Below are 18537 nucleotides of genomic sequence, written 5' to 3'. Positions count from 1 at the left end.
CGGAAAACGGCACCGCCTGCGGGTCCATCATGGCCTCCTCTTGGCTTATGATGCACCACGGCCGATGTCACGGGGATTGGAACGGAAAACATGCTGCTTCGGGCCTATCGCATCGTCATGGATGCCGTGTGGACCTTCCTTGCCGATGACGGCTGGGCCATCGCCAGCCACATTGCCTTGTCCATGCTGATGTCGCTGTTTCCCTTCCTGATCTTCCTCACCGCGCTCGCCGGGGTGCTGGACCTGCGTCCGCTGGCCAATGAAGCCATTCAGCTCATCCTGGAGACCTGGCCGGAAAAGGTGGCCGAGCCCATTGCCCGCGAGATCCACAATGTGGTGAACCAGGTCCGCGCCGACGTGCTCACCGCGGGCGTGGCGCTGGCGATCTATTTCTCCTCCAACGGCATCGAGAGCCTGCGCATCGGGCTCAACCGCGCCTATGGCGTCAAGGAGCACCGGGCGTGGTACCGGCTGCGGGCGGGCTCGGCCGTCTTCGTGGTGGTGGGCGCCGCCGGCATGCTGGCGCTGGCGTTCTTCGTCGTGCTCGGGCCGCTGATCTGGCAGGCCATTGTTAGCAATGTCCCGGCCTTGCAACCGTTGAGCGGGGTCGTGACCGTGGCGCGCCTCGGCACCACGACCCTCATCCTGATCGCCGCGCTGCTCATGGCGCATCTGTGGCTCCCGGCGGGGCGGCGGTCGCTGCGAGAGGTTCTGCCGGGGGTGGTGATCACCTTGACCCTGTGGCTGGTGGCGGCCACCGCGTTCGGCAGCTATCTGGCCGAGTTTTCGAACAATTACGTCACCACCTATGCGGGCCTGGCCTCGGTCATGGTGGCGCTGGTGTTCCTCTATCTCACCGCCACGGCCTTCATCTTCGGCGGCGAACTGAATGCGGCCATCAAGCGCGCCCACGACGCCCACCTGCTCACCCGCGGCCTCAGCGAGGCGGAGCGCACCGCCGAGGCGCGCCCGTGATCGGGCAGGATCCTGTCCCGCGCCCCGATGGCCGGCAGTCCCCGACGGCGCAGGCGCTGCAGCGGGGCGTGCTGCGCTATCTTGTGGCCCACGGACTGTTCGGCCTGCCGGAACTGTCGCTGGCCTCCGGTCGGCGGGCGGATCTGATCGCCATCGACCCCAAGGGAGCGATCACCATCGTCGAGATCAAGTCCTCGGTGGTGGATTTCCGCACCGACGGGAAATGGCCGGACTACCGGCTCTATTGTGATCGCCTGCTGTTTGCGGTCCCGCTGGACTTCCCGGTGGATATCCTGCCCTCCGAGGTGGGCATCCTGGTCGGCGATGCGTTCGGCGCCGAACTGCTGCGGGCGCCCCCGGTCCACCCGCTGCCGCCAGCCACCCGCAAAGCCGTGACCCTGCGGTTCGCCCGCGCCGCCGCCGGTCGGCTGGCGGGACTTTATGATCCGGATCTGCGCCCCGCACTCGACTGGTGACGGGCCACAAACTATTGCCCGTCGCGCCGCATCTCGTCGCGACGCATGGGCATGCGGTCGATCAGGGCGAAGATCGACCCAGGGGTTTGGGGCGTCGTCCAGCGCTGGGCGATATGGCCGTCCTTGCCCACCAGCACCATGAGGAAGCCATCCTGCGGCGCCTTCAACCGGGCGCGCAGGGGATCCTGCGGCGCCAATACGGTCAGCACCACCATGTCGCGATCCTTCAACCCCGCGGCCGCGGCCTTGAGCTGTCCCAGCTGGTCGCTCAGGCGCGGATCATCCGCGGCCGGCGCGAACAACACCAGGGGTCGCGCCTTCCAGCGCAGGTCGTCCAGCGAGGTGGCGAATGCCGTCTCGCTCAGGCCCGCCACAAGCCCAAGGGCCAGCAGGCTGGAGGCGAAGAGAGGGGAAGCGATGCGCTGTGCCATGGAGGTTCAACCCGGTGACCGCCCGCCTGTTCCGGCGCGCATGTCCTGATACGCACCGGGTTCGTCCCAGGTTCACCGCGTGGTGACGTCAAGGGCTTGCGCTGCATCAAGGCACGCCGGCCATGGTCCCGGCATGTCTGGATGCCATGAACGCCCCCTGCACCGCTTATTCCGCCCCTGCGACGACCCCCGACGATCTGCTGGCACGCTATGGCCGGCCGGTGCCGCGCTACACCAGCTATCCCACCGCGCCGCATTTCGGCCCGCAGGTGGATGGCGGGGTCTATGCGCAGTGGCTGGCCGACCTGCCGATGGGCGCCCGCGCCTCGCTCTATCTGCATGTGCCGTTCTGCGCGGAGTTGTGCCTCTATTGCGGCTGCACCACCACGGTCGCCCGCCGTCCCGCACCGGTGGCCGCTTATGCGGCACGGCTGCGGGAAGAAATCACGCGGGTCGCTGACCGCATCCCCGGACGGTTGGCGGTATCGCATCTGCATTGGGGCGGCGGCACCCCGACCTTGCTGTCCGGCGACGACTTCCAGGCGGTGATGGCGCTGATCCGCGCCCGCTTCGACGTGCAGAGCGACGCGGAACTGGCCATTGAGGTGGACCCGCGGGTGCTGGGGCCGGACATGATCGCCGCCCTCACAGCCTCCGGCATCACCCGGGCCAGCCTCGGAGTGCAGGATTTTGACGAAGCGGTTCAGGCGGCCATCGGGCGCCATCAATCGTTCGAGGAGACCAAGGCCGCCGCGGATGCGCTGCGGGCGGCGGGCGTCTCGTCCCTGAATCTCGACCTGATCTATGGCCTGCCGCACCAGACCGTCGCCTCGGTGCTGCGCACCGTGCGTTCCGCCTTGGCGCTGGAACCGGACCGCATCGCCGTGTTCGGCTATGCCCATGTGCCGTGGATGAAGAAGCATCAGGCCCTCATTCCCGACCACACCTTGCCGGATGCCGCCGCCCGCCTCGCCCAGGCCCAGGCGATCGCCGACGTGCTGGAGCGGGAAGGCTATGTGGCCATCGGCCTCGACCATTTCGCCCGGCCCGACGATGCCATGGCGCAGCGAGCGGCCGAGGGACAGCTCAAGCGCAACTTCCAGGGCTACACCACCGACGATGCCCCGGTGCTGCTCGGGTTCGGCGCATCCGCCATCGGCATGCTGCCGCAGGGCTATGTGCAGAACCTGCCCGCGACCCCGGCCTGGCATGCGGCGTTGGAGGCGGGCGGCCTCCCCGTGGCCCGCGGCATCGCCCTGTCGGCCGAGGACCGGCTGCGTCGGGCGGTGATTGAGCGGCTGATGTGCGAGGCCTCCGTGGATCTCGACGCGGAACTGCAGGCCCACGGCTTCGCTTCCGGCACCTTTGCGCCCGAACTGGAGCGTCTGCAGGGGCTGGAACAGGATGGGCTGGTGGTGCGCACCGGTGCGCGGCTCGCCATTCCCCACGGGGTGCGGGCGTTCACACGGGTGGTGGCGGCGGTGTTTGACGCCCGGCTGCCGGCACAAGAAAGCGCCGCCGGGCCCAAGAGGCACGCGGCGGCGGTATGAGGCGGGGAGAAATGAAGGGGCGGGCGCCGCAGGCGGCGCTCGGCTCAGGAGTCCAGCCGGCGCAGCGCGGAGCGATCCCGCAGCAGCACGCGCCGGGACGACGGCAGCGAGATGGTCGCCTGCTCTTCCAGGCAGGTCAGGGTGCGCGACACGGTCTCGATGGTCAGGCCGAGGAAATCGGCAATGTCCTGACGGGACATGGGCAATTGCACTTCGGTCAGGCTGGCGCCGGTGGCGGCCGCCGAGCGGCGGGCCAGATCCAGCAGGAAGGTGCCGACCCGCTCCTGAGCGGTCTTGCGGCCGAGCAGAAGCAGATGATCCTGCGCCCGCTGCAGTTCCGCAAAGCTCAGCGCCCACAGGGCGCAGGCCAGTTCCGGATTGCTGCCGGCGCGGGCAAACAGCACCGAGCGCTTGACGCGGGCCACCCGGCACTCGTTCACCGCCTCGGCGGAGAAGCGATAGCGGTCGCCGGTTTCCCAGCCGAAGGCATCGCCGGGGAGGCAGAAGGCCTCGATCTGCCGACGCCCGTCACCCATGAGCTTGCAGACGCGAACCACGCCGCTGAGCACCACATAGACGTGCTCGGCCAGTTCATCGTCGCCGAAAATCTCGCTGTTGCGGGAGAAGGTCACCGGGGCGCCGAGCGCGGCCACCACCAGGGACGGGCGTGCGCACTCATCGGTCGAGGCCCCCTTGGCCATCTCGCTCCACCTTCCAGACGGCATCGGATGCGCATAGGCTTGCGCGGACACGGAAGCAGGGGGGATGACTGCGACGACGGGGGCGATTTGGGCGATGACGCTATGGGCGGTCGACATCGAACTCATCTCCGGGTTTCTCATGAACCAAGGGATAGCTCTTTGACCGCGTTACAGAAATTCGGATGCACTCCTTAGGGCTTGCCCCTTAGGTAGAATCCCCTAAGGGGTTTTCCGGAGCTATGTTGCGATTGCCTATGGCCCTTCCCGCACCGACGGAGCACAAGCTGGGTATGAGCGAAATGCCGACACAGGCGCTGCCGCCGAAGACCGGCCAGATCGCCCAGAGCTTACCCGCGGCACTCCGGCAGGCCATGCCCGGAGTGGCGAGCGCGGTGCTGGCGCTTCTGGCCGCGGCTTCGCTCGGTGCGGGCGCCTTCGATGCCCGCATGCTGCTGCTCCAGGTGGCGGTGGTGGCGATAACCAGCGCCCGCGGCTTCGTGCCGGGCTTCGCCGCCACGCTCGCCGCGAGCGCCGGTTGCATCCTGCTGTATGAACTGGTTCCGGGCCCTGCACCGGCGGACTGGGTGGGACTGGCGCTGTTCGCCGCCGCCGGAACCGCTGTCGCCATCCTCGGCGAGCGGCTGCGCCGGACGCGGATTGACGCCGTGAGCCGCGATCGGGCTTTGCTGGCGCGCGAGGCGCATTTGTCGTCCATCCTCGACACCGTGCCCGATGCCATGGTGGTCATTGATGACCACGGCATCATGCAGTCCTTCTCCACCACGGCGGAACGCCTGTTCGGCTACACCGCCTCCGAGGTGATCGGGCGCAACGTCTCCATGCTGATGCCGCGCGCCCACAGCGAGAATCACGATGGCTATCTGATGCGCTACCGCACCACCGGAGAGCGGCGGATCATCGGAATCGGCCGGGTGGTCACCGGCGAGCGGAAGGACGGCGCCACCTTCCCCATGGAACTGGCGGTGGGCGAGATGAATTCCGCCTCCGGCCGCTTCTTTACCGGCTTCATCCGCGACCTCACCGAACGCCAGGAGACAGAGGCGCGCCTCCAGGAACTCCAGGCGGAACTGGTGCACATCTCCCGTCTCACCGCGCTGGGCGAGATGGCATCGACGCTGGCCCACGAACTGAACCAGCCGCTCTCCGCCATCGCCAATTACATCAAGGGCTCCCGCCGCTTGCTGGATGATGGCGACCCCAAGCGCCTGCCCATGTTGCAGGGTGCGCTGGACAAGGCGGCCGAACAGGCGCTGCGCGCAGGGCAGATCATCCGCCGGCTGCGGGACTTCGTCTCCCGTGGCGAAAGCGAGCGCCGCCTGGAAGTCCTGTCCAAGCTGGTGGAGGAAGCCAGCGCCCTGGCGCTGGTGGGCGCCAAGGAGCACGGCATTCAGGTGCGGTTCCAGTTCGATCCGGCCTGCGACGTCGTGCTCGCCGACAAGGTGCAGGTGCAGCAAGTATTGCTGAACCTTATGCGCAACGCCCTGGAAGCCATGATGGACGCCCCCAAGCGAAATCTGCTGGTGCAAACCGCGCCGGCGGAGGACGACATGGTCACCGTCTCGGTCTCCGATACCGGCCATGGCATTTCGCAGGACATGAATGCACAATTGTTCATGCCATTCGTGACCACCAAGGCGCAGGGCATGGGAGTCGGCTTGTCGATTTCCCGCACCATCATCGAGGCCCACGGCGGCCGGATCTGGGCCGAGCCAAACCCCGGCGGCGGCACCATTTTCCGCTTTACCCTCAGGACCGTGGACGAGGAGGCCCTGACCGATGCCTGACGCGCTGCCGGTCCATGTGATCGACGATGACGACGCGGTGCGCGAATCGCTCGCCTTTCTGCTGGAAAGCAACGGCCTCACGGTGCGTCAGCATGTGTCTGCCGCGGCTTTCCTGCGCGCCGGCGTCTCGCTGGATCGCGGCTGCGTGGTGACCGACGTGCGCATGCCGGAAATGAGCGGTGTGGAACTGCTCAAGGTCCTCAAGGAACGTGGCGCCAACCTGTCGGTCATCGTCATGACCGGCCATGGCGACGTGCCGCTGGCGGTGGAGGCGATGAAGCTCGGTGCTGCCGACTTCCTGGAGAAGCCGTTCGAGGACACCGCCATCCTCGGGTCTGTGCGCGCCTGCCTTGGACGCACCGCCGAAGCGGACAAGCAAGATAGCGCCCGTGCCGAAGTCACCAAGCGCCTCGCCGTCCTCTCCCAGCGCGAACGTCAGGTCCTGGAATGCCTGGTGGCCGGACTGGCGAACAAGACCATCGCCTATGACCTCGGCATCAGTCCGCGCACGGTGGAGGTCTATCGCGCGAACGTGATGACCAAGATGAAGGCCGGCAGCCTGCCGGAACTGGTGCGGATGGCCCTGCTGGCGGGAATTGCCCCCGCCGAACCCGCGGTAAAATAGTATACCATCTTGCACTCTTGATCTGCCTCAAGGTCGAGGGTGGTGGCGCCGGGGATAGTTTGGGCCTCCGACCTCGTCATCCACGAACGGGGCGTGGGGGGCCAGATGTATTTGATCGGCGACAACGAGGCGATCCGGGACCCCATTCTGCCGGTCGTGCTGGTGGTGGATGACGACCCGGCGGTGCGCGCCTCGCTCAAGTTCGCCCTGGAGCTTGAGGGGTTCGACGTTCGCATCTTCGCCAGCCCCGATGAGATCCTGCATGACGCCAACCTGCCCCTCGATGGCTGCTTGGTGGTGGATTACAATCTCCCCGGCCAGAACGGCCTCGACCTGCTGCGCGAACTCAAGCGACGCAACGTGCTGCTTCCCGCTATTCTGATCACCACCCATCCCACCGACATGGTGCGCAAGCGCGCCTCCTCGGCCGGCGTCGCAATCATCGAGAAGCCTCTGTTTTCCAACGCGCTGAGCGATGCCGTCCGCGAGAGCTTCGCCCGCCACTGACCCTCCCCGCGCCGACGTCCGCGCCCCGGTCGCTGCCGAGGCTGCTGCGACGTCATCCGTGGCGCCGACATCCTTCCCTCTGACACATCCGCGCGCCACTCTGCGGAGCCGGCTCCGGTCGCACGGCGCGCAGCTCAAGGTGGCCCATGACGACGCGCAATCTCGACGCCTTGTTCAATCCCAGCGCCATCGCCCTTGTCGGCGCCGGCAACCGGCCCGGCTCCATCGGGGCGGTCGTGGCGCGCAATCTGTTCGAGGCCGGGTTCGAGGGCCCCATCCTCAGCGTCAATCCCAAGGAACGGGCGGTGCGCTCGTCGCTGAACTATGCGGCGGTGAAGGACCTGCCCATCACCGTGGACCTGGCGGTTATTACCGGACCGCCCGACGCCATCCCCCAGGCCATCGCTGACCTGGGCGCCAAGGGCTGTCGGGCCGCCGTGGTCATCAGCGGCGGCTTCGGGACCGATGATCGCGTGGAAGGTCCCGAAATTCGGCAACGGATGCTGGACGCAGCCAAGCCCCATTTGCTGCGCATCGTCGGACCCAATTGCCTCGGCTTCATCTCCACTGCGGCGCGCATCAACGCCAGCTACGCCCACCTCATGCCCCGCAAGGGCGACGTGGCCTTCGTCAGCCAGTCCGCCGCCATGGCCACGGCGGTGCTGGACTGGGCGGACGGACGCGGCTTCGGCTTTTCCCATGTGGTTTCGCTGGGCGACAAATCCGACGTGGATTTCGGCGACATGCTGGACCACCTCGCCCTCGACGCCACCACCCGCGCCATCGTGCTCTATGTGGAAAGCATCATCGATGCCCGGAAGTTCATGTCCGCCGGGCGCATCGCCGCGCGCACCAAGCCGGTGATCGTGATCAAGTCCGGGCGCAGCGCCGCCGGGGCCACCGCCGCTCTGTCCCATACCGGCGCCCTGGCCGGGAGCGACGCGGTCTATGACGCCGCCTTCCGGCGCGCGGGCATGCTGCGGGTCTATGAATTGCGCGAACTGTTCGAGGCCGTCACCACCCTGTCCTCCGGCATTCGCCTCACCGGCGACCGTCTGGCCATTCTCACCAATAGCGGGGGAGCGGGCGTGCTCGCCACCGACGCGCTGGACACCTCTCCCGGCCGGCTGGCGGCCCTCGCCCCGGAGACCGTTGCGCGGCTCGACCGTTTGCTGCCGGCCCATTGGTCACACGGCAATCCGGTGGGCATCGCCGCGGATGCGCTTGGCAAGCGCTATGCCGACGCGCTCACCGCGCTCCTTGAAGATCCCGGCTCCGATGCGACGCTGGTGCTGAACTGCCCGACCGCGCTGGCCAACAGCGCCGAGGCCGCCGACGCGGTGATCGAAATTCTCTCACACCGCCCGCGCGCGCCGGTGCTGACCTGCTGGCTGGGCGACACCGCGGCATCCGAGGCGCGCCGGCGGTTCGTCGCGCGCCGCATTCCCACCTATGACACCCCGGACGAAGCGGTCCGAGCCTTCGGCCATCTGGTGTCCTACAAGCGCAACCAGACCCTGCTGATGGAGACGCCGCCCGCCCGCACCTTCGACGAACCGGACCGCGACAAGGCCAAGCAACTGGTGGCGGCGGTGATCGCCGCCGGACGGAGCGTGCTGACGGAGGTGGAGGCCAAGGCCGTGCTCGCGGCCTACGACATCCCCGTGGTCGAAACCCGCATTGCCCGCGACCCCGTGGAGGCCGGCCTTGTGGCGGCCAGCATCGGTGGGCCGGTGGTGCTGAAGATTCTCTCCGACGACATCATCCACAAATCGGACGTGGGCGGCGTGCGGTTGGACCTGCGCACGCCGGCCCAAGTGCAGGAGGCGGCCGAACTGATGCTGGCCGGCGTGCGCGAGCGGGCGCCCGAAGCCCGGATCGAGGGCTTCACCGTTCAGCGCATGATCCACCGGCCGCGGGCGGTGGAGCTGATCGCCGGCATTGCCAATGATCCGACCTTCGGCCCCGTGGTGCTGTTCGGCGAGGGTGGCACGGCGGTGGAAGTGATCGCCGACCGGGCGGTGGCGTTGCCGCCGCTGAATGGCCGGCTGGCGCGCGAAATGATCGAGCGCACCCGCATCGCCCGCCGCCTCGCGGGCTATCGGGACCAGCCGGCGGCGGACATGGATGCCATCGCCAACACCCTGGTGAAGGTGGCCGAACTCCTGGGCGACATGCCGGAAATCGGCGAGTTGGACATCAATCCGCTGCTGGCGGACGAGCATGGCGTGATCGCCCTTGATGCGCGGATCGTCGTCCACCCCACCCGAGGCGTCGGCACCGAGCGCTTTGCCATCAAGCCATTTCCCAGCGCCATGGCGCGGGTGATGACCTTGACCGACGGCCAGGAACTGCAATTGCGGCCAATCCGCCCCGAAGATGAGCCGGCTTTGGGGGAAATGGTGCGCCGCTCCGACCCGCGCGACGTGCGCATGCGCTTTCTTGGCTCGCTCAAGGACTTTCCCCACCTGATGGCCGCCCGCCTGTCGCAGATCGACTACGATCGCGAGATGGCGCTGGTCTCGGTGGCGGCGGATGGGGAGATCCTCGGCGTGGTGCGGATCATCGCCGACCCGGATAATGAGGCGGCTGAATATGCCATCATGGTGCGCTCCGACATGAAGGGGCGCGGGCTCGGGTATCGACTGATGAACGAAATTCTCGACCATGCCCGCCGCCGCGGCCTGAAGCGCATCTTCGGTGACGTACTGCGCGAGAACATGCCGATGCTGCATCTGGCCCAGGATCTCGGCTTCAAGGTCCGGCCCGGCTGCGATGATCCCACCGTGGTACGCGTCGACCTTGACCTTTCAGCCGCACAGCCCGCTGCGACAACCTGAACACCTGTTTATTTTTGGCAGCACCCTGAAATCGTATCCATAGTTAAGAATGCTTTTGCACTGCGGCCTGGAGAGACCAAGATCGGGCGCCGCCTCCTGCCCAGCAAGGGTTTGTTTCACAACCACCCAATACCTGCGTTGAAAAAGGACCGGGACACAGCGCAGAAGCGAAACAGCTTTCTCGGGAATTTAAACGCAACACAACCATGACCATACTGGCCGCGGCATAGGGTTGCCTTCTAGGATGCCGCCACCCTGTTTTGACGTTGGAAGGCTTATGTCGCGGTCCTGGTTCAATTCGCGGGAGACCGCGAACGCGACAATCTTTGCCAAGTGGACCATTCCGGCCATCGCCGTGCTCGTGGCCACCACTTATATCGCCGCCGGCGTCCTGCTCATTCAATCCGTCCGGCAACAGGATGACCGGACCTATTCGCGGACCCAGGCCCAGCTTCGCGCGGCGGTGAAAGTCGATGAAACGCGACTGGTGCAGACGATCCTGGCCTTTGCGAACCATGGCTCGACCTATCGCAACCTGCACCTGACGCTGGATCTCGATTGGGCATTCGAGCGGGATAATCTTGGCCCAAAAATCTACAAGTTGATGGGGATCGACCATGTGTTCGTCATTTCGAGCGAAAACACGGTGGTCTACCATCTGGCGAAGGGCCAGCGCGACGACTCCGGCTCGCTTCCCGAAGGCATTGCGCCCATCCTGAAGACCTTCGACGGGGAGGTGGTCCACGATCTGTTCTGGATCGATGGACAGCCGGCCTTCGTCGCTGTCGCCCCCATCACGCCCGGCGGCGATGCAACGGTGGCGCTGAAATCCGGCCCGCCGAGCCGGTTGGCCTTCGTCCGCATCCTATCGGTTCAGCTTCTGGCGTCCGTGGGCGAACTCGCAGCGCTGAACGATCTGCACGTGGCTCAGCGGACCGATGCAGCAGCCCCTCGCATTGACATTCCCACCCGCAATGGCGCGCCGTTGGTCCTGAGCTGGACCGACGTCCTGCCGGGAAAGTCCGTGGCCCAGGTGGTGGTGCCCTGGTTTGCGGCCTGCGGCGGCGCCCTGGTCCTGCTGACGTGGCTGGTGCTGGGGCGGGCCGCGAAGAATGCCAGGACCATCGAGCGTTCCGCCCAGGCCATGGCCGCCAATCGCCAAGCCCTGCTCGCGAGCGAGGCCCGCTTTCGCGACGTCGCCGAAGCCGCCTCCGACTGGATCTGGGAGGCGGATGCTCGGCTCGCGTTGACCTATCTGTCCGAGCGCTTCGAAGCGCTGACCGGGCACACGCCGTCCAAATTGCTGGGCCAGCCCCTGGGCGCCATCCTGCATGCCAGTGAGGGATCGCTGGAGCTGTGGGCCTCCCGCGCCACGGACCATCCGCTGACGGCACTGCGCTGCCGCTACATCACGGTCAGTGGCGACGTCCGCATCTGCCGCGTGGCCGCCAAAGCGGTGCGCGACGGCTCTGGTGCCGTGGTTGGCTTCCGCGGCACCGCCACCGACATCACCGCCGAGGTGGAGGCCCATCGCAAGGTGGAGCATCTGGCGCTCTACGACCCCCTCACCAGCCTGCCCAACCGCACTTTGCTGATGGAATTCCTCGCGGGTGCGCTCAGTGGCGCCCGCGAAGGCAAGCGCACTGTGGCCTTGCTGCGCATCGACCTCGTCAACTTCAAGGTAGTGAACGAACGCTTCGGACTGCCGGCCGGCGATGTGGTTCTGACCGAGGCCGCCCAGCGGCTGCGCCAGACCATGCACGACAATGACCTGGTGGCCCGCCTCGGCGCCGACGATTTCGCCCTGGTGGTGAGCGCGCCCGGGAGCGTCGCGGTGCTGAAGACCCTCTGTGCGGCACTCCAGCAGGCGCTGGCCAAGCCCTTCCACCTTCCCGAGGGCGATGAGGCGCATGTGACCTGCGCCATCGGGGTGGCGCTCGCGCCCATGGATACGCTGGATCCCGAAGGCCTGGTGCGCTGCGCGGAACTGGCACTCCAGCACTCGAAGGCGGAGGAGCCGGCCGGCTGTCATTTCTTCACCGCCGACATGAATGAGCAGGTGCTGGCCAAGCGCTCGCTGGAGCATGACCTGCGCCGCACCGTGGGTAGCGAAGATTTCGTGCTGCTCTACCAGCCGCGCTTCAATGCCGCGACCTTGGAGATGGTTTCGGTGGAAGCCCTGGTGCGGTGGCTGCACCCCCGCTTCGGACTGCTGAGCCCCGATCAGTTCATCCCGCTGGCGGAAAGCACCGGCCTGATCGTGCAGTTGGGCGAATGGGCGCTGCGCAAGGCCTGCGCCACCATCGCGAAGTGGCCGGACCTCTCTGTTTCGGTGAACGTGTCGCCGGTGCAATTCCACCAGGGGGCGCAGCTGCTGCAGGCCATCGAATCGGCGCTGCAGGACAGCGGGCTTCCCGCCCACCGCCTGGAGCTGGAGCTGACCGAGAACGTGCTGCTGGAAAACACCGAGAAGGCGCTGGACGTCCTGCTCCAGATCAAGGAGCTGGGCGTCGGACTGGCCATGGACGATTTCGGTACCGGCTACTCATCGCTCAGCTACCTCCGGCACTTCCCGTTCGACCGCATCAAGATCGATCGCCGCTTCGTCGGGGATCTCGATCAGAGCCGTGATGCACAAGGCATCGTGGAGGCGATCCTCGGGCTGGGGCGCGCCCTCGGCCTGTCGGTGACCGCCGAAGGCGTGGAGACCGCCGCCCAGTTCGCCTGGCTGCGCAAGGGCGGGTGTGATGAGGTCCAGGGCTTCCATTTCGCCCGGCCCATCTCCGAAGCCGACTTGGCGAAGATCAAGCCCAAGCGCCCCTCACGGACCTGAACCAGGCGCCCCGCGGGCGCCTGCTGTGGGTCCGCCGGGCGGCACCTCAGGCCATCCAAGACGGCAGCCGGTCAAGGGCGATAAGCGCCTCGGCATCCACCCGCGGGCGCACCACCGCCGCCTGGTGGCCGTTCACCAGCACTTCCGGCACCAGGGAACGGGTGTTGTAAGTGTTGGCCTGCACGGCGCCATAGGCCCCAGCGGTCATCACCGCCAGCAGGTCGCCGGGCATGACTTCGGGCATCAGCCGGTCCAGGGCCAGATAGTCACCGGTTTCGCACACCGGCCCCACCACATCCACCCGCACCTGCTTGGCATTCGCCCGCTGGTGCACCGGCTGGATCTCGTGATGGGCCTCGTACAGCGTCGGGCGGATGAGATCGTTCATGGCCGCGTCGACGATGACGAAGGTCTTGCCCTCGCCGTGCTTCACATAGAGCACGCGGGTCACCAGGATTCCCGCATTGGCCACGATCATTCGGCCCATCTCGAACACCAGCGGCAGGTCGAGATCACCGAGCGCGCGCTTGACCACCGCCGCATAGGCATCGGGGGCCGGGGGGAGCGGGTCGGAGGCCGCATAGGGCACGCCCAGCCCGCCGCCGAGGTCCACATGGTGCAGGCGATGGCCCGCTGCCAGGAGATCGCGGGCCAGGTCCGCCAGCAGGGTGATGGCATTCTCGAATGGCGCCATGTCAGTGATCTGGCTGCCGATGTGCATGTCCACGCCGGTGATCGCCAGATGCGGCAGCTTGGCCGCCTCCGCATAGACCTCCCGCGCCCGGGAAATGGGGATGCCGAACTTGGTCTCCGAGCCACCGGTGGAAATCTTGGCATGGGTCTTGGCGTCCACGTCGGGATTGACCCGGATCGACACCGAAGCGGTGCGGTTGAGCGCACCGGCCACCTGGGACAGCGCCACCAGTTCCGGCTCGCTCTCCACATTGAAGCACAGGATGCCCGCTTGCAGCGCCTGGGCCATCTCATCGCGGGTCTTGCCGACGCCGGAGAAGACGATGCGCTCCGGCGGGATGCCCGCCGCCAGCGCCCGCTTCAACTCGCCGCCCGAGACGATATCGGCCCCGGCACCGAGGCGGGCCAGAGTGGCGATGACCGCCTGGTTGGAATTGGCCTTCAGCGCGTAGCACAGCAGCATGTCGCGTTCGGCGAACGCGGCACGGAACACCCGATAGTGCCGCTCAAGGGTTGCCGTGGAGTAGCAATAGAAGGGCGTGCCGACCTCGTCGGCCAGCGCCGTCAGGTCCACATCCTCCGCCCGCAGGCGGCCGTCGTGATAAACGAAATGATGCATGGTGAGCCTAAGCAAATACGAGCGGTTAACGCCACATCGCCCGCTTGGCGGGGCGTGGTCCCGACAAGCGGCGACCGCGCGCGCCGCGTCAGGCCGTGGTGATCAGAGCAGCCCGTCCAGGATGAAGGGCGTATTGGGGCGCGTGATCTGGTCGAGGCTGGTGGGAGCCGACGACGTACCGCCAACGTGCGTTGATTTTGTGCGTTGCTGACTGCTGCCCGCCGACGTGGATGCCGTCGGGGCGGGCGGCGTCGTGGACAAAGGCGGCGCTGCCGTTCCGGTATCCGCGACGATACTCGCCTGGTTGATGTTCCAGGACGATTCGCTGCTGGCCTCGCCGGCCGCTGCGGACGCGCCGCTAACGGCACCGGTGCTCGCCTGCGGGGTACCGGCGGCAGCCTTGGGCGGCGGCTCCAGCGGGCCCTTGACGCCGCAGCCGGCCAGCATCCCGGCGCAGGCCAGGATCAGAATGAGGGCAGCGGGAGTGCGGAAGCGTCGGGACACGGAACCACCTCGGAAAAAATCGCGCTCACTATAGCGAGCGGCGCCGCAAAGGCGAGCCCCCCGCCTGGAACCAGCGCCGTCTCCCATGCCACGCCGACAGGGAAGATCCGCCCTGGCTCATCGTCGCAGCAGGAAACGCTCCGGCTGGCGCCGATACTCCCAGCCGTCGGTTTCGAGTGTCGGCGTGTCCTGGTCCGCGGCCGGGTAACCGATGCACAGATAGCCGATGAAATGCCATCGCGAGGGGATATCGAGGACTTTGGTCAACGATTCCGGATCGAGAATGGAGACCCACCCCACGCCTACGCCCTCGGCGCGCGCCGCCAGCCACAGCGTATGGATGGCCAGCACCGCAGAGTAAGCAATGGCTTCCGGCATGGTGCGGCGGCCCAGCCCATGGCCTTGCGCCGTCGCGCCGTCGGCGAACACCGCCAGATGGCAGGGCGCCTGATCCAGTCCGGACAGCTTCAACCGGGCATAGATGCCGGCCCGGTCCGCCGGCTGCGCCGCCAAGGCCGCGGCATTGCACGCCTCGAAATTGGCGCGGATCTCCGCCCGGCGGGCGGCGTCCGTCACCTCCACGAATCGCCACGGCTGGCTCAGCCCCACGGAGGGGGCAAGGCAGGCGGTGGCGATCAATTCCTCCAGCAGGCCATCCGGCAAGGGATCGGGGCGGAAGGCGCGCACATCCCGGCGCCACGCGAACAGCGATTGAAGCTGCGCGCGGAACGCCGGGGTGAAGCGCGGCGCGCTCACGCCGGGCCGAGCTTCTTCAGCCAGCGCCGCGCCTGGGCCCGCACCTGGGCCGGTGCGGTGCCGCCATAACTGGTTCGGCTGCGCACCGAGCGCACCACGGAGAGCACCGAGAACACATCCTGGGTGATGCGCTTTTCCACCGCCTGCATGTCCGCCAGCGGCACCTTGTGCAGCGCGATGCCGCGCTCGGCGGCGATGCCGACGATGCGGCCGGTTACATGGTGGGCATCACGGAACGGGATGCCGATGGTGCGCACCAGCCAGTCCGCCAGATCGGTGGCGGTGGAATAGCCCTGCCCCGCCGCGGCCTTCATGCGCGCCAGGTCGGGCTCCAGGTCGCGGATCATGCCGGCGCTGGCGGCGATCACCAGCGACAGAGCGGAGAAGGCGTCGAACGCGCCTTCCTTGTCTTCCTGCATGTCTTTGGCATAGGCCAAAGGCAGGCCCTTCATCACCACCATCAGGCCGGTGAGTGCGCCGATGATCCGCCCCGCCTTGGCCCGCACCAGTTCGGCGGCGTCGGGATTGCGCTTCTGCGGCATGATGGAGGAGCCGCTGGTGAAGGCATCCGACAATCGCACCAGCCCGAAGGACGGCGAGGTCCAGATCACGATCTCTTCCGCGAGGCGCGAGAGGTGGATGGCGCAGATCGACGCCGCGGCCAGGCATTCCAACACGAAGTCGCGATCGGACACGCCATCCAGCGAATTGGCGGTGGGCCGGTCGAAGCCCAGCGCCGCGGCGGTGGCGTCGCGGTCGATCGGGAAGGAGGTGCCGGCCAGAGCCGCCGAGCCCAAAGGCGATTCGTTCAGGCGCTTGCGGGCATCCGCGAAGCGGCCGCGATCCCGGCCCGCCATTTCCACATAGGCCATCAGATGGTGGCCGAAGGTCACCGGCTGGGCGGTCTGGAGATGGGTGAAGCCGGGCATCACCGTGCCCGCATGTTCCAGCGCCTTCTCCGCCAAGGCGCGCTGGAAATCGGCCAGCTGGTCGTCGAGCGCATCCACGGTGTCGCGCACATAGAGCCGGAAGTCGGTGGCCACCTGATCGTTGCGCGAACGGGCGGTGTGCAGGCGTCCAGCGGGGGCGCCGATGATCTCCGCGAGGCGGGCTTCCACATTCATGTGGATGTCCTCCAGGTCGCGGCGGAAGGTGAATTTGCCCGCCTCGATCTCTGACAGGATCGTGTCTAGACCCTTCTGGATCTTCTGCGCATCCTTCGCCGCCACAATCCCTTGGGCCGCCAGCATGGCGGCATGGGCCTTGGAGCCGGCGATGTCTTGGGCGTAAAGACGCTGATCGAAGCCGATGGAGGCGTTGATTTCCTCCATGATGGCGTCCGGCCCGGTGGAGAACCGCCCGCCCCACATCTTGTTGCTCATGACGGACCTCCGGTGATGACCGATCTCAACGTGCCGCCCCCGGGCACTGACCCCGCCGCATCGTCCGCGCCTTCGCCCGAACCTCACCCGGCCCGGCAAGGGCCCTGGCGCATGATCGGTCTGGTGGCGGGAGCGGTGGTGGCCGGTGCCATGGTCGGCGCGCTCGCCCTATACGGGATTAATGGGCCCGCGGGCAATGCATCAGCGACGAAACCGCAGTCCGACGGCACCGTCCCGGCCGCCACCGCCGCCATTGCCGACCCGCAATGCCAGGGCGCCGTGGACCTGGGCAAGACCATCGCGCCTTTGGCCAAGGGCGAATTGGCCGCATTGTCGCTGGCCACCTCCGCCCGCCGCATGCCTCCCCTCGCCTTCACCGACGCTGCCGGCAAGCCGGTGACGCTTGAGGACTTCAAGGGCAAGGTGCTGCTGGTGAATTTGTGGGCCACCTGGTGCGTGCCGTGCCGGAAGGAAATGCCGGCCCTGGACGCCCTGGAGCGCACGCTGGGCGGCGACAAATTTCAGGTGGTGGCGATCAATCTGGATACCCGCGACCCGAAGAAGCCGCAGGCGTTCCTGAATGAAATCGGCGTGTCGTCGCTGGCCTTCTATGCCGATCCCAACACCAAGACCTTCCAGGCCCTGCGCAGCGTCGGGCGCGGCTTCGGCCTGCCCACCAGCCTGCTGGTGGACGCCAAGGGCTGCGAGATCGGCTATCTGGCCGGCCCGGCCGAATGGGCGGGCAGCGATGCGCTGGCGGTAATCAAGGCGGCTATGGGCGGGGGCGCCTGAGCCGCCCAGCCGCCGACTCCGCAGGCCCCAGACCCCGCACGCCTCAGACCCCGCACGCGTCACAGAAACGGGCAGGCGGACCCTGGCCCGCCTGCCCGTCCAAATCTCAGCCGCAATAAAACGTCAGCGGGTCGGGACCGGCTTTTCGCCGCGATAATCATAGAAGCCGCGCTGGGTTTTGCGGCCCAGCCAGCCGGCCTCCACATATTTCACCAGCAGCGGGCACGGACGATACTTGCTGTCCGCCAGCCCCTCATGGAGCACCTGCATGATGGCGAGGCAGGTATCCAGGCCGATGAAGTCCGCCAATTGCAGCGGCCCCATGGGATGGTTGGCGCCCAGCTTCATGGCACGGTCGATGGCATCCACGGAGCCCACGCCCTCATAGAGGGTGTAGATGGCTTCGTTGATCATCGGCAGCAGGATGCGGTTGACGATGAAGGCCGGGAAATCCTCGGCCACCGCATAGGTCTTGTGCAGGCGGGTGACGAACTGCTTCGAGCTTTCGAAGGTGTCGTCATCGGTGGCGATGCCGCGCACCAGTTCCACCAATTCCATCAGCGGCACCGGATTCATGAAATGAATGCCGATGAAGCGCTCCGGGCGGTCGGTGGACGCGCCCAGGCGGGTGATGGAGATGGAGGAGGTGTTGCTGGCGAGCAAAGCGTCCGGCCGCAGCACCTCGCAGACGCCGGCGAAGATCTTCCGCTTCACGTCTTCTTTTTCGGTGGCGGATTCGATCACCAGATCGCATTCCGCCAAGCCGTCCACCACGTCGGAGGTGACGATGCGCTTCAGTGCGTCCTGGCGATCCTGCTCGGTGACGGTGCCCTTGGCGACCTGCTTGGCCATGTTGCCATTGATGGTGGCAAGGCCCGCGCGGGCCCGGTCGGGGTCCTGGTCGTTCAGCACCACGTCGTAGCCGGCCAGGGCACAGACATGGGCGATGCCATTGCCCATCTGACCGGCGCCGATCACTCCGACCTTCTTGATCTCGAGTGGCATGATGCTGTGGTCTTTCGGCTCTCGGTTAAGGGCGGCGCGACCC

At 67.1% G+C, this 18537-nt stretch carries 16 protein-coding genes; 9 read left to right on the top strand and 7 right to left on the bottom strand.

Annotation, left to right across the window (positions count from 1 at the left end; translation table 11 throughout):
• Nucleotides 1-90: 90 nt before the first annotated feature.
• Together AAG816_RS03805 and AAG816_RS03800 are read left to right on the top strand one after the other, a co-directional pair.
• Complete coding sequence (locus tag AAG816_RS03805) at nt 91-975, top strand: YihY/virulence factor BrkB family protein (protein WP_341988175.1); 885 nt, start codon at nt 91-93, stop codon at nt 973-975.
• Entirely contained in the window at nt 972-1451 is a 480-nt protein-coding gene (locus AAG816_RS03800; RefSeq protein WP_341988174.1) for an MmcB family DNA repair protein, read from the top strand. Before AAG816_RS03805 ends, AAG816_RS03800 begins: the two co-directional genes overlap by 4 nt.
• A gap of 11 nt (nt 1452-1462) precedes the next feature.
• On the opposite strand, the gene AAG816_RS03795 is transcribed toward AAG816_RS03800, so the two are convergent.
• Nucleotides 1463-1882, bottom strand: a complete 420-nt coding sequence (locus AAG816_RS03795; RefSeq protein WP_341988172.1) for a DUF4174 domain-containing protein — start codon at nt 1880-1882, stop codon at nt 1463-1465.
• A 122-nt stretch (nt 1883-2004) separates the two neighbouring features.
• Here AAG816_RS03795 and hemN point away from each other — a divergent pair, with 122 nt between their 5' ends.
• Nucleotides 2005-3432, top strand: a complete 1428-nt coding sequence (gene hemN, locus AAG816_RS03790; protein ID WP_341988171.1) for an oxygen-independent coproporphyrinogen III oxidase — start codon at nt 2005-2007, stop codon at nt 3430-3432.
• Between the two features lie 44 nt (nt 3433-3476).
• On the opposite strand, the gene AAG816_RS03785 is transcribed toward hemN, so the two are convergent.
• Complete coding sequence (locus tag AAG816_RS03785; protein WP_341988169.1) at nt 3477-4133, bottom strand: helix-turn-helix domain-containing protein; 657 nt, start codon at nt 4131-4133, stop codon at nt 3477-3479.
• A gap of 290 nt (nt 4134-4423) precedes the next feature.
• Between AAG816_RS03785 and AAG816_RS03780 the strand changes: the two genes are divergently transcribed.
• The 5 genes from AAG816_RS03780 to AAG816_RS03760 all read left to right on the top strand — a co-directional run bounded on the left by AAG816_RS03780 (nt 4424) and on the right by AAG816_RS03760 (nt 12743).
• Entirely contained in the window at nt 4424-5938 is a 1515-nt protein-coding gene (locus tag AAG816_RS03780) for a PAS domain S-box protein (RefSeq protein WP_341988168.1), read from the top strand.
• Nucleotides 5931-6563 carry a response regulator FixJ gene (fixJ, locus tag AAG816_RS03775; protein WP_341988167.1) on the top strand — a complete coding sequence of 211 codons (633 nt, stop codon included), beginning with the start codon at nt 5931-5933 and terminating at the stop codon, nt 6561-6563. The genes AAG816_RS03780 and fixJ overlap by 8 nt, the downstream gene beginning before the upstream one ends.
• A 105-nt stretch (nt 6564-6668) precedes the next feature.
• On the top strand, nt 6669-7070 hold the full coding sequence (locus AAG816_RS03770; RefSeq protein WP_341988166.1) for a response regulator: 402 nt from the start codon (nt 6669-6671) through the stop codon (nt 7068-7070).
• A 146-nt stretch (nt 7071-7216) separates the two neighbouring features.
• On the top strand, nt 7217-9910 hold the full coding sequence (locus AAG816_RS03765; protein WP_341988164.1) for a bifunctional acetate--CoA ligase family protein/GNAT family N-acetyltransferase: 2694 nt from the start codon (nt 7217-7219) through the stop codon (nt 9908-9910).
• Between the two features lie 277 nt (nt 9911-10187).
• Nucleotides 10188-12743 (top strand): EAL domain-containing protein, encoded by a 2556-nt coding sequence (locus AAG816_RS03760; RefSeq protein ID WP_341988163.1) that lies wholly within the window; start codon nt 10188-10190, stop codon nt 12741-12743.
• A gap of 46 nt (nt 12744-12789) precedes the next feature.
• Here AAG816_RS03760 and lysA read toward each other — a convergent pair whose 3' ends face one another.
• The 4 genes from lysA to argH form a co-directional block, all read right to left on the bottom strand.
• The gene (lysA, locus tag AAG816_RS03755) at nt 12790-14055 is read right to left on the bottom strand and encodes a diaminopimelate decarboxylase (protein ID WP_341988162.1); all 1266 of its coding nucleotides are present in this window, start codon (nt 14053-14055) and stop codon (nt 12790-12792) included.
• A gap of 102 nt (nt 14056-14157) precedes the next feature.
• A complete protein-coding gene (locus AAG816_RS03750) occupies nt 14158-14559 on the bottom strand; it encodes a lipoprotein (RefSeq protein WP_341988161.1) in 402 nt (133 codons plus the stop codon).
• A gap of 117 nt (nt 14560-14676) precedes the next feature.
• Nucleotides 14677-15315: a 5,6-dimethylbenzimidazole synthase gene (gene bluB / locus AAG816_RS03745; protein ID WP_341988160.1), complete on the bottom strand. Its 639-nt coding sequence runs from the start codon at nt 15313-15315 to the stop codon at nt 14677-14679.
• Nucleotides 15312-16697 carry an argininosuccinate lyase gene (gene argH, locus AAG816_RS03740; protein WP_341988159.1) on the bottom strand — a complete coding sequence of 462 codons (1386 nt, stop codon included), beginning with the start codon at nt 16695-16697 and terminating at the stop codon, nt 15312-15314. Before argH ends, bluB begins: the two co-directional genes overlap by 4 nt.
• 111 nt (nt 16698-16808) lie before the next feature.
• On the opposite strand from argH, the gene AAG816_RS03735 reads away from it, so the two are divergent.
• On the top strand, nt 16809-17489 hold the full coding sequence (locus AAG816_RS03735; RefSeq protein ID WP_341988158.1) for a TlpA disulfide reductase family protein: 681 nt from the start codon (nt 16809-16811) through the stop codon (nt 17487-17489).
• Nucleotides 17490-17612: 123 nt separating this feature from the next.
• On the opposite strand, the gene AAG816_RS03730 is transcribed toward AAG816_RS03735, so the two are convergent.
• Nucleotides 17613-18494: a 3-hydroxybutyryl-CoA dehydrogenase gene (locus AAG816_RS03730; protein ID WP_341988156.1), complete on the bottom strand. Its 882-nt coding sequence runs from the start codon at nt 18492-18494 to the stop codon at nt 17613-17615.
• Between the last annotated feature and the right edge of the window lie 43 nt (nt 18495-18537).

This window comes from Azorhizobium sp. AG788, from assembly GCF_943371865.1.
Classification (GTDB): domain Bacteria; phylum Pseudomonadota; class Alphaproteobacteria; order Rhizobiales; family Xanthobacteraceae; genus Azorhizobium.
The sequence above is the reverse complement of the archived record's forward strand: the minus strand, read 5'-3'. Positions and strand labels throughout refer to the sequence as shown.

Excerpts from the sequence above, each read along its gene's own strand:
- AAG816_RS03735 (WP_341988158.1), top strand. The coding sequence starts at position 16,809 with ATGATCGGTCTGGTGGCGGGAGCGGTGGTGGCCGGTGCCATGGTCGGC.
- AAG816_RS03795 (WP_341988172.1), bottom strand. The coding sequence starts at position 1,882 with ATGGCACAGCGCATCGCTTCCCCTCTCTTCGCCTCCAGCCTGCTGGCC.
- AAG816_RS03730 (WP_341988156.1), bottom strand. The coding sequence starts at position 18,494 with ATGCCACTCGAGATCAAGAAGGTCGGAGTGATCGGCGCCGGTCAGATG.
- argH (WP_341988159.1), bottom strand. The coding sequence starts at position 16,697 with ATGAGCAACAAGATGTGGGGCGGGCGGTTCTCCACCGGGCCGGACGCC.
- AAG816_RS03765 (WP_341988164.1), top strand. The coding sequence starts at position 7,217 with ATGACGACGCGCAATCTCGACGCCTTGTTCAATCCCAGCGCCATCGCC.
- AAG816_RS03760 (WP_341988163.1), top strand. The coding sequence starts at position 10,188 with ATGTCGCGGTCCTGGTTCAATTCGCGGGAGACCGCGAACGCGACAATC.
- AAG816_RS03785 (WP_341988169.1), bottom strand. The coding sequence starts at position 4,133 with ATGGCCAAGGGGGCCTCGACCGATGAGTGCGCACGCCCGTCCCTGGTG.
- AAG816_RS03770 (WP_341988166.1), top strand. The coding sequence starts at position 6,669 with ATGTATTTGATCGGCGACAACGAGGCGATCCGGGACCCCATTCTGCCG.
- lysA (WP_341988162.1), bottom strand. The coding sequence starts at position 14,055 with ATGCATCATTTCGTTTATCACGACGGCCGCCTGCGGGCGGAGGATGTG.
- AAG816_RS03805 (WP_341988175.1), top strand. The coding sequence starts at position 91 with ATGCTGCTTCGGGCCTATCGCATCGTCATGGATGCCGTGTGGACCTTC.
- AAG816_RS03780 (WP_341988168.1), top strand. The coding sequence starts at position 4,424 with ATGAGCGAAATGCCGACACAGGCGCTGCCGCCGAAGACCGGCCAGATC.
- fixJ (WP_341988167.1), top strand. The coding sequence starts at position 5,931 with ATGCCTGACGCGCTGCCGGTCCATGTGATCGACGATGACGACGCGGTG.
- hemN (WP_341988171.1), top strand. The coding sequence starts at position 2,005 with ATGGTCCCGGCATGTCTGGATGCCATGAACGCCCCCTGCACCGCTTAT.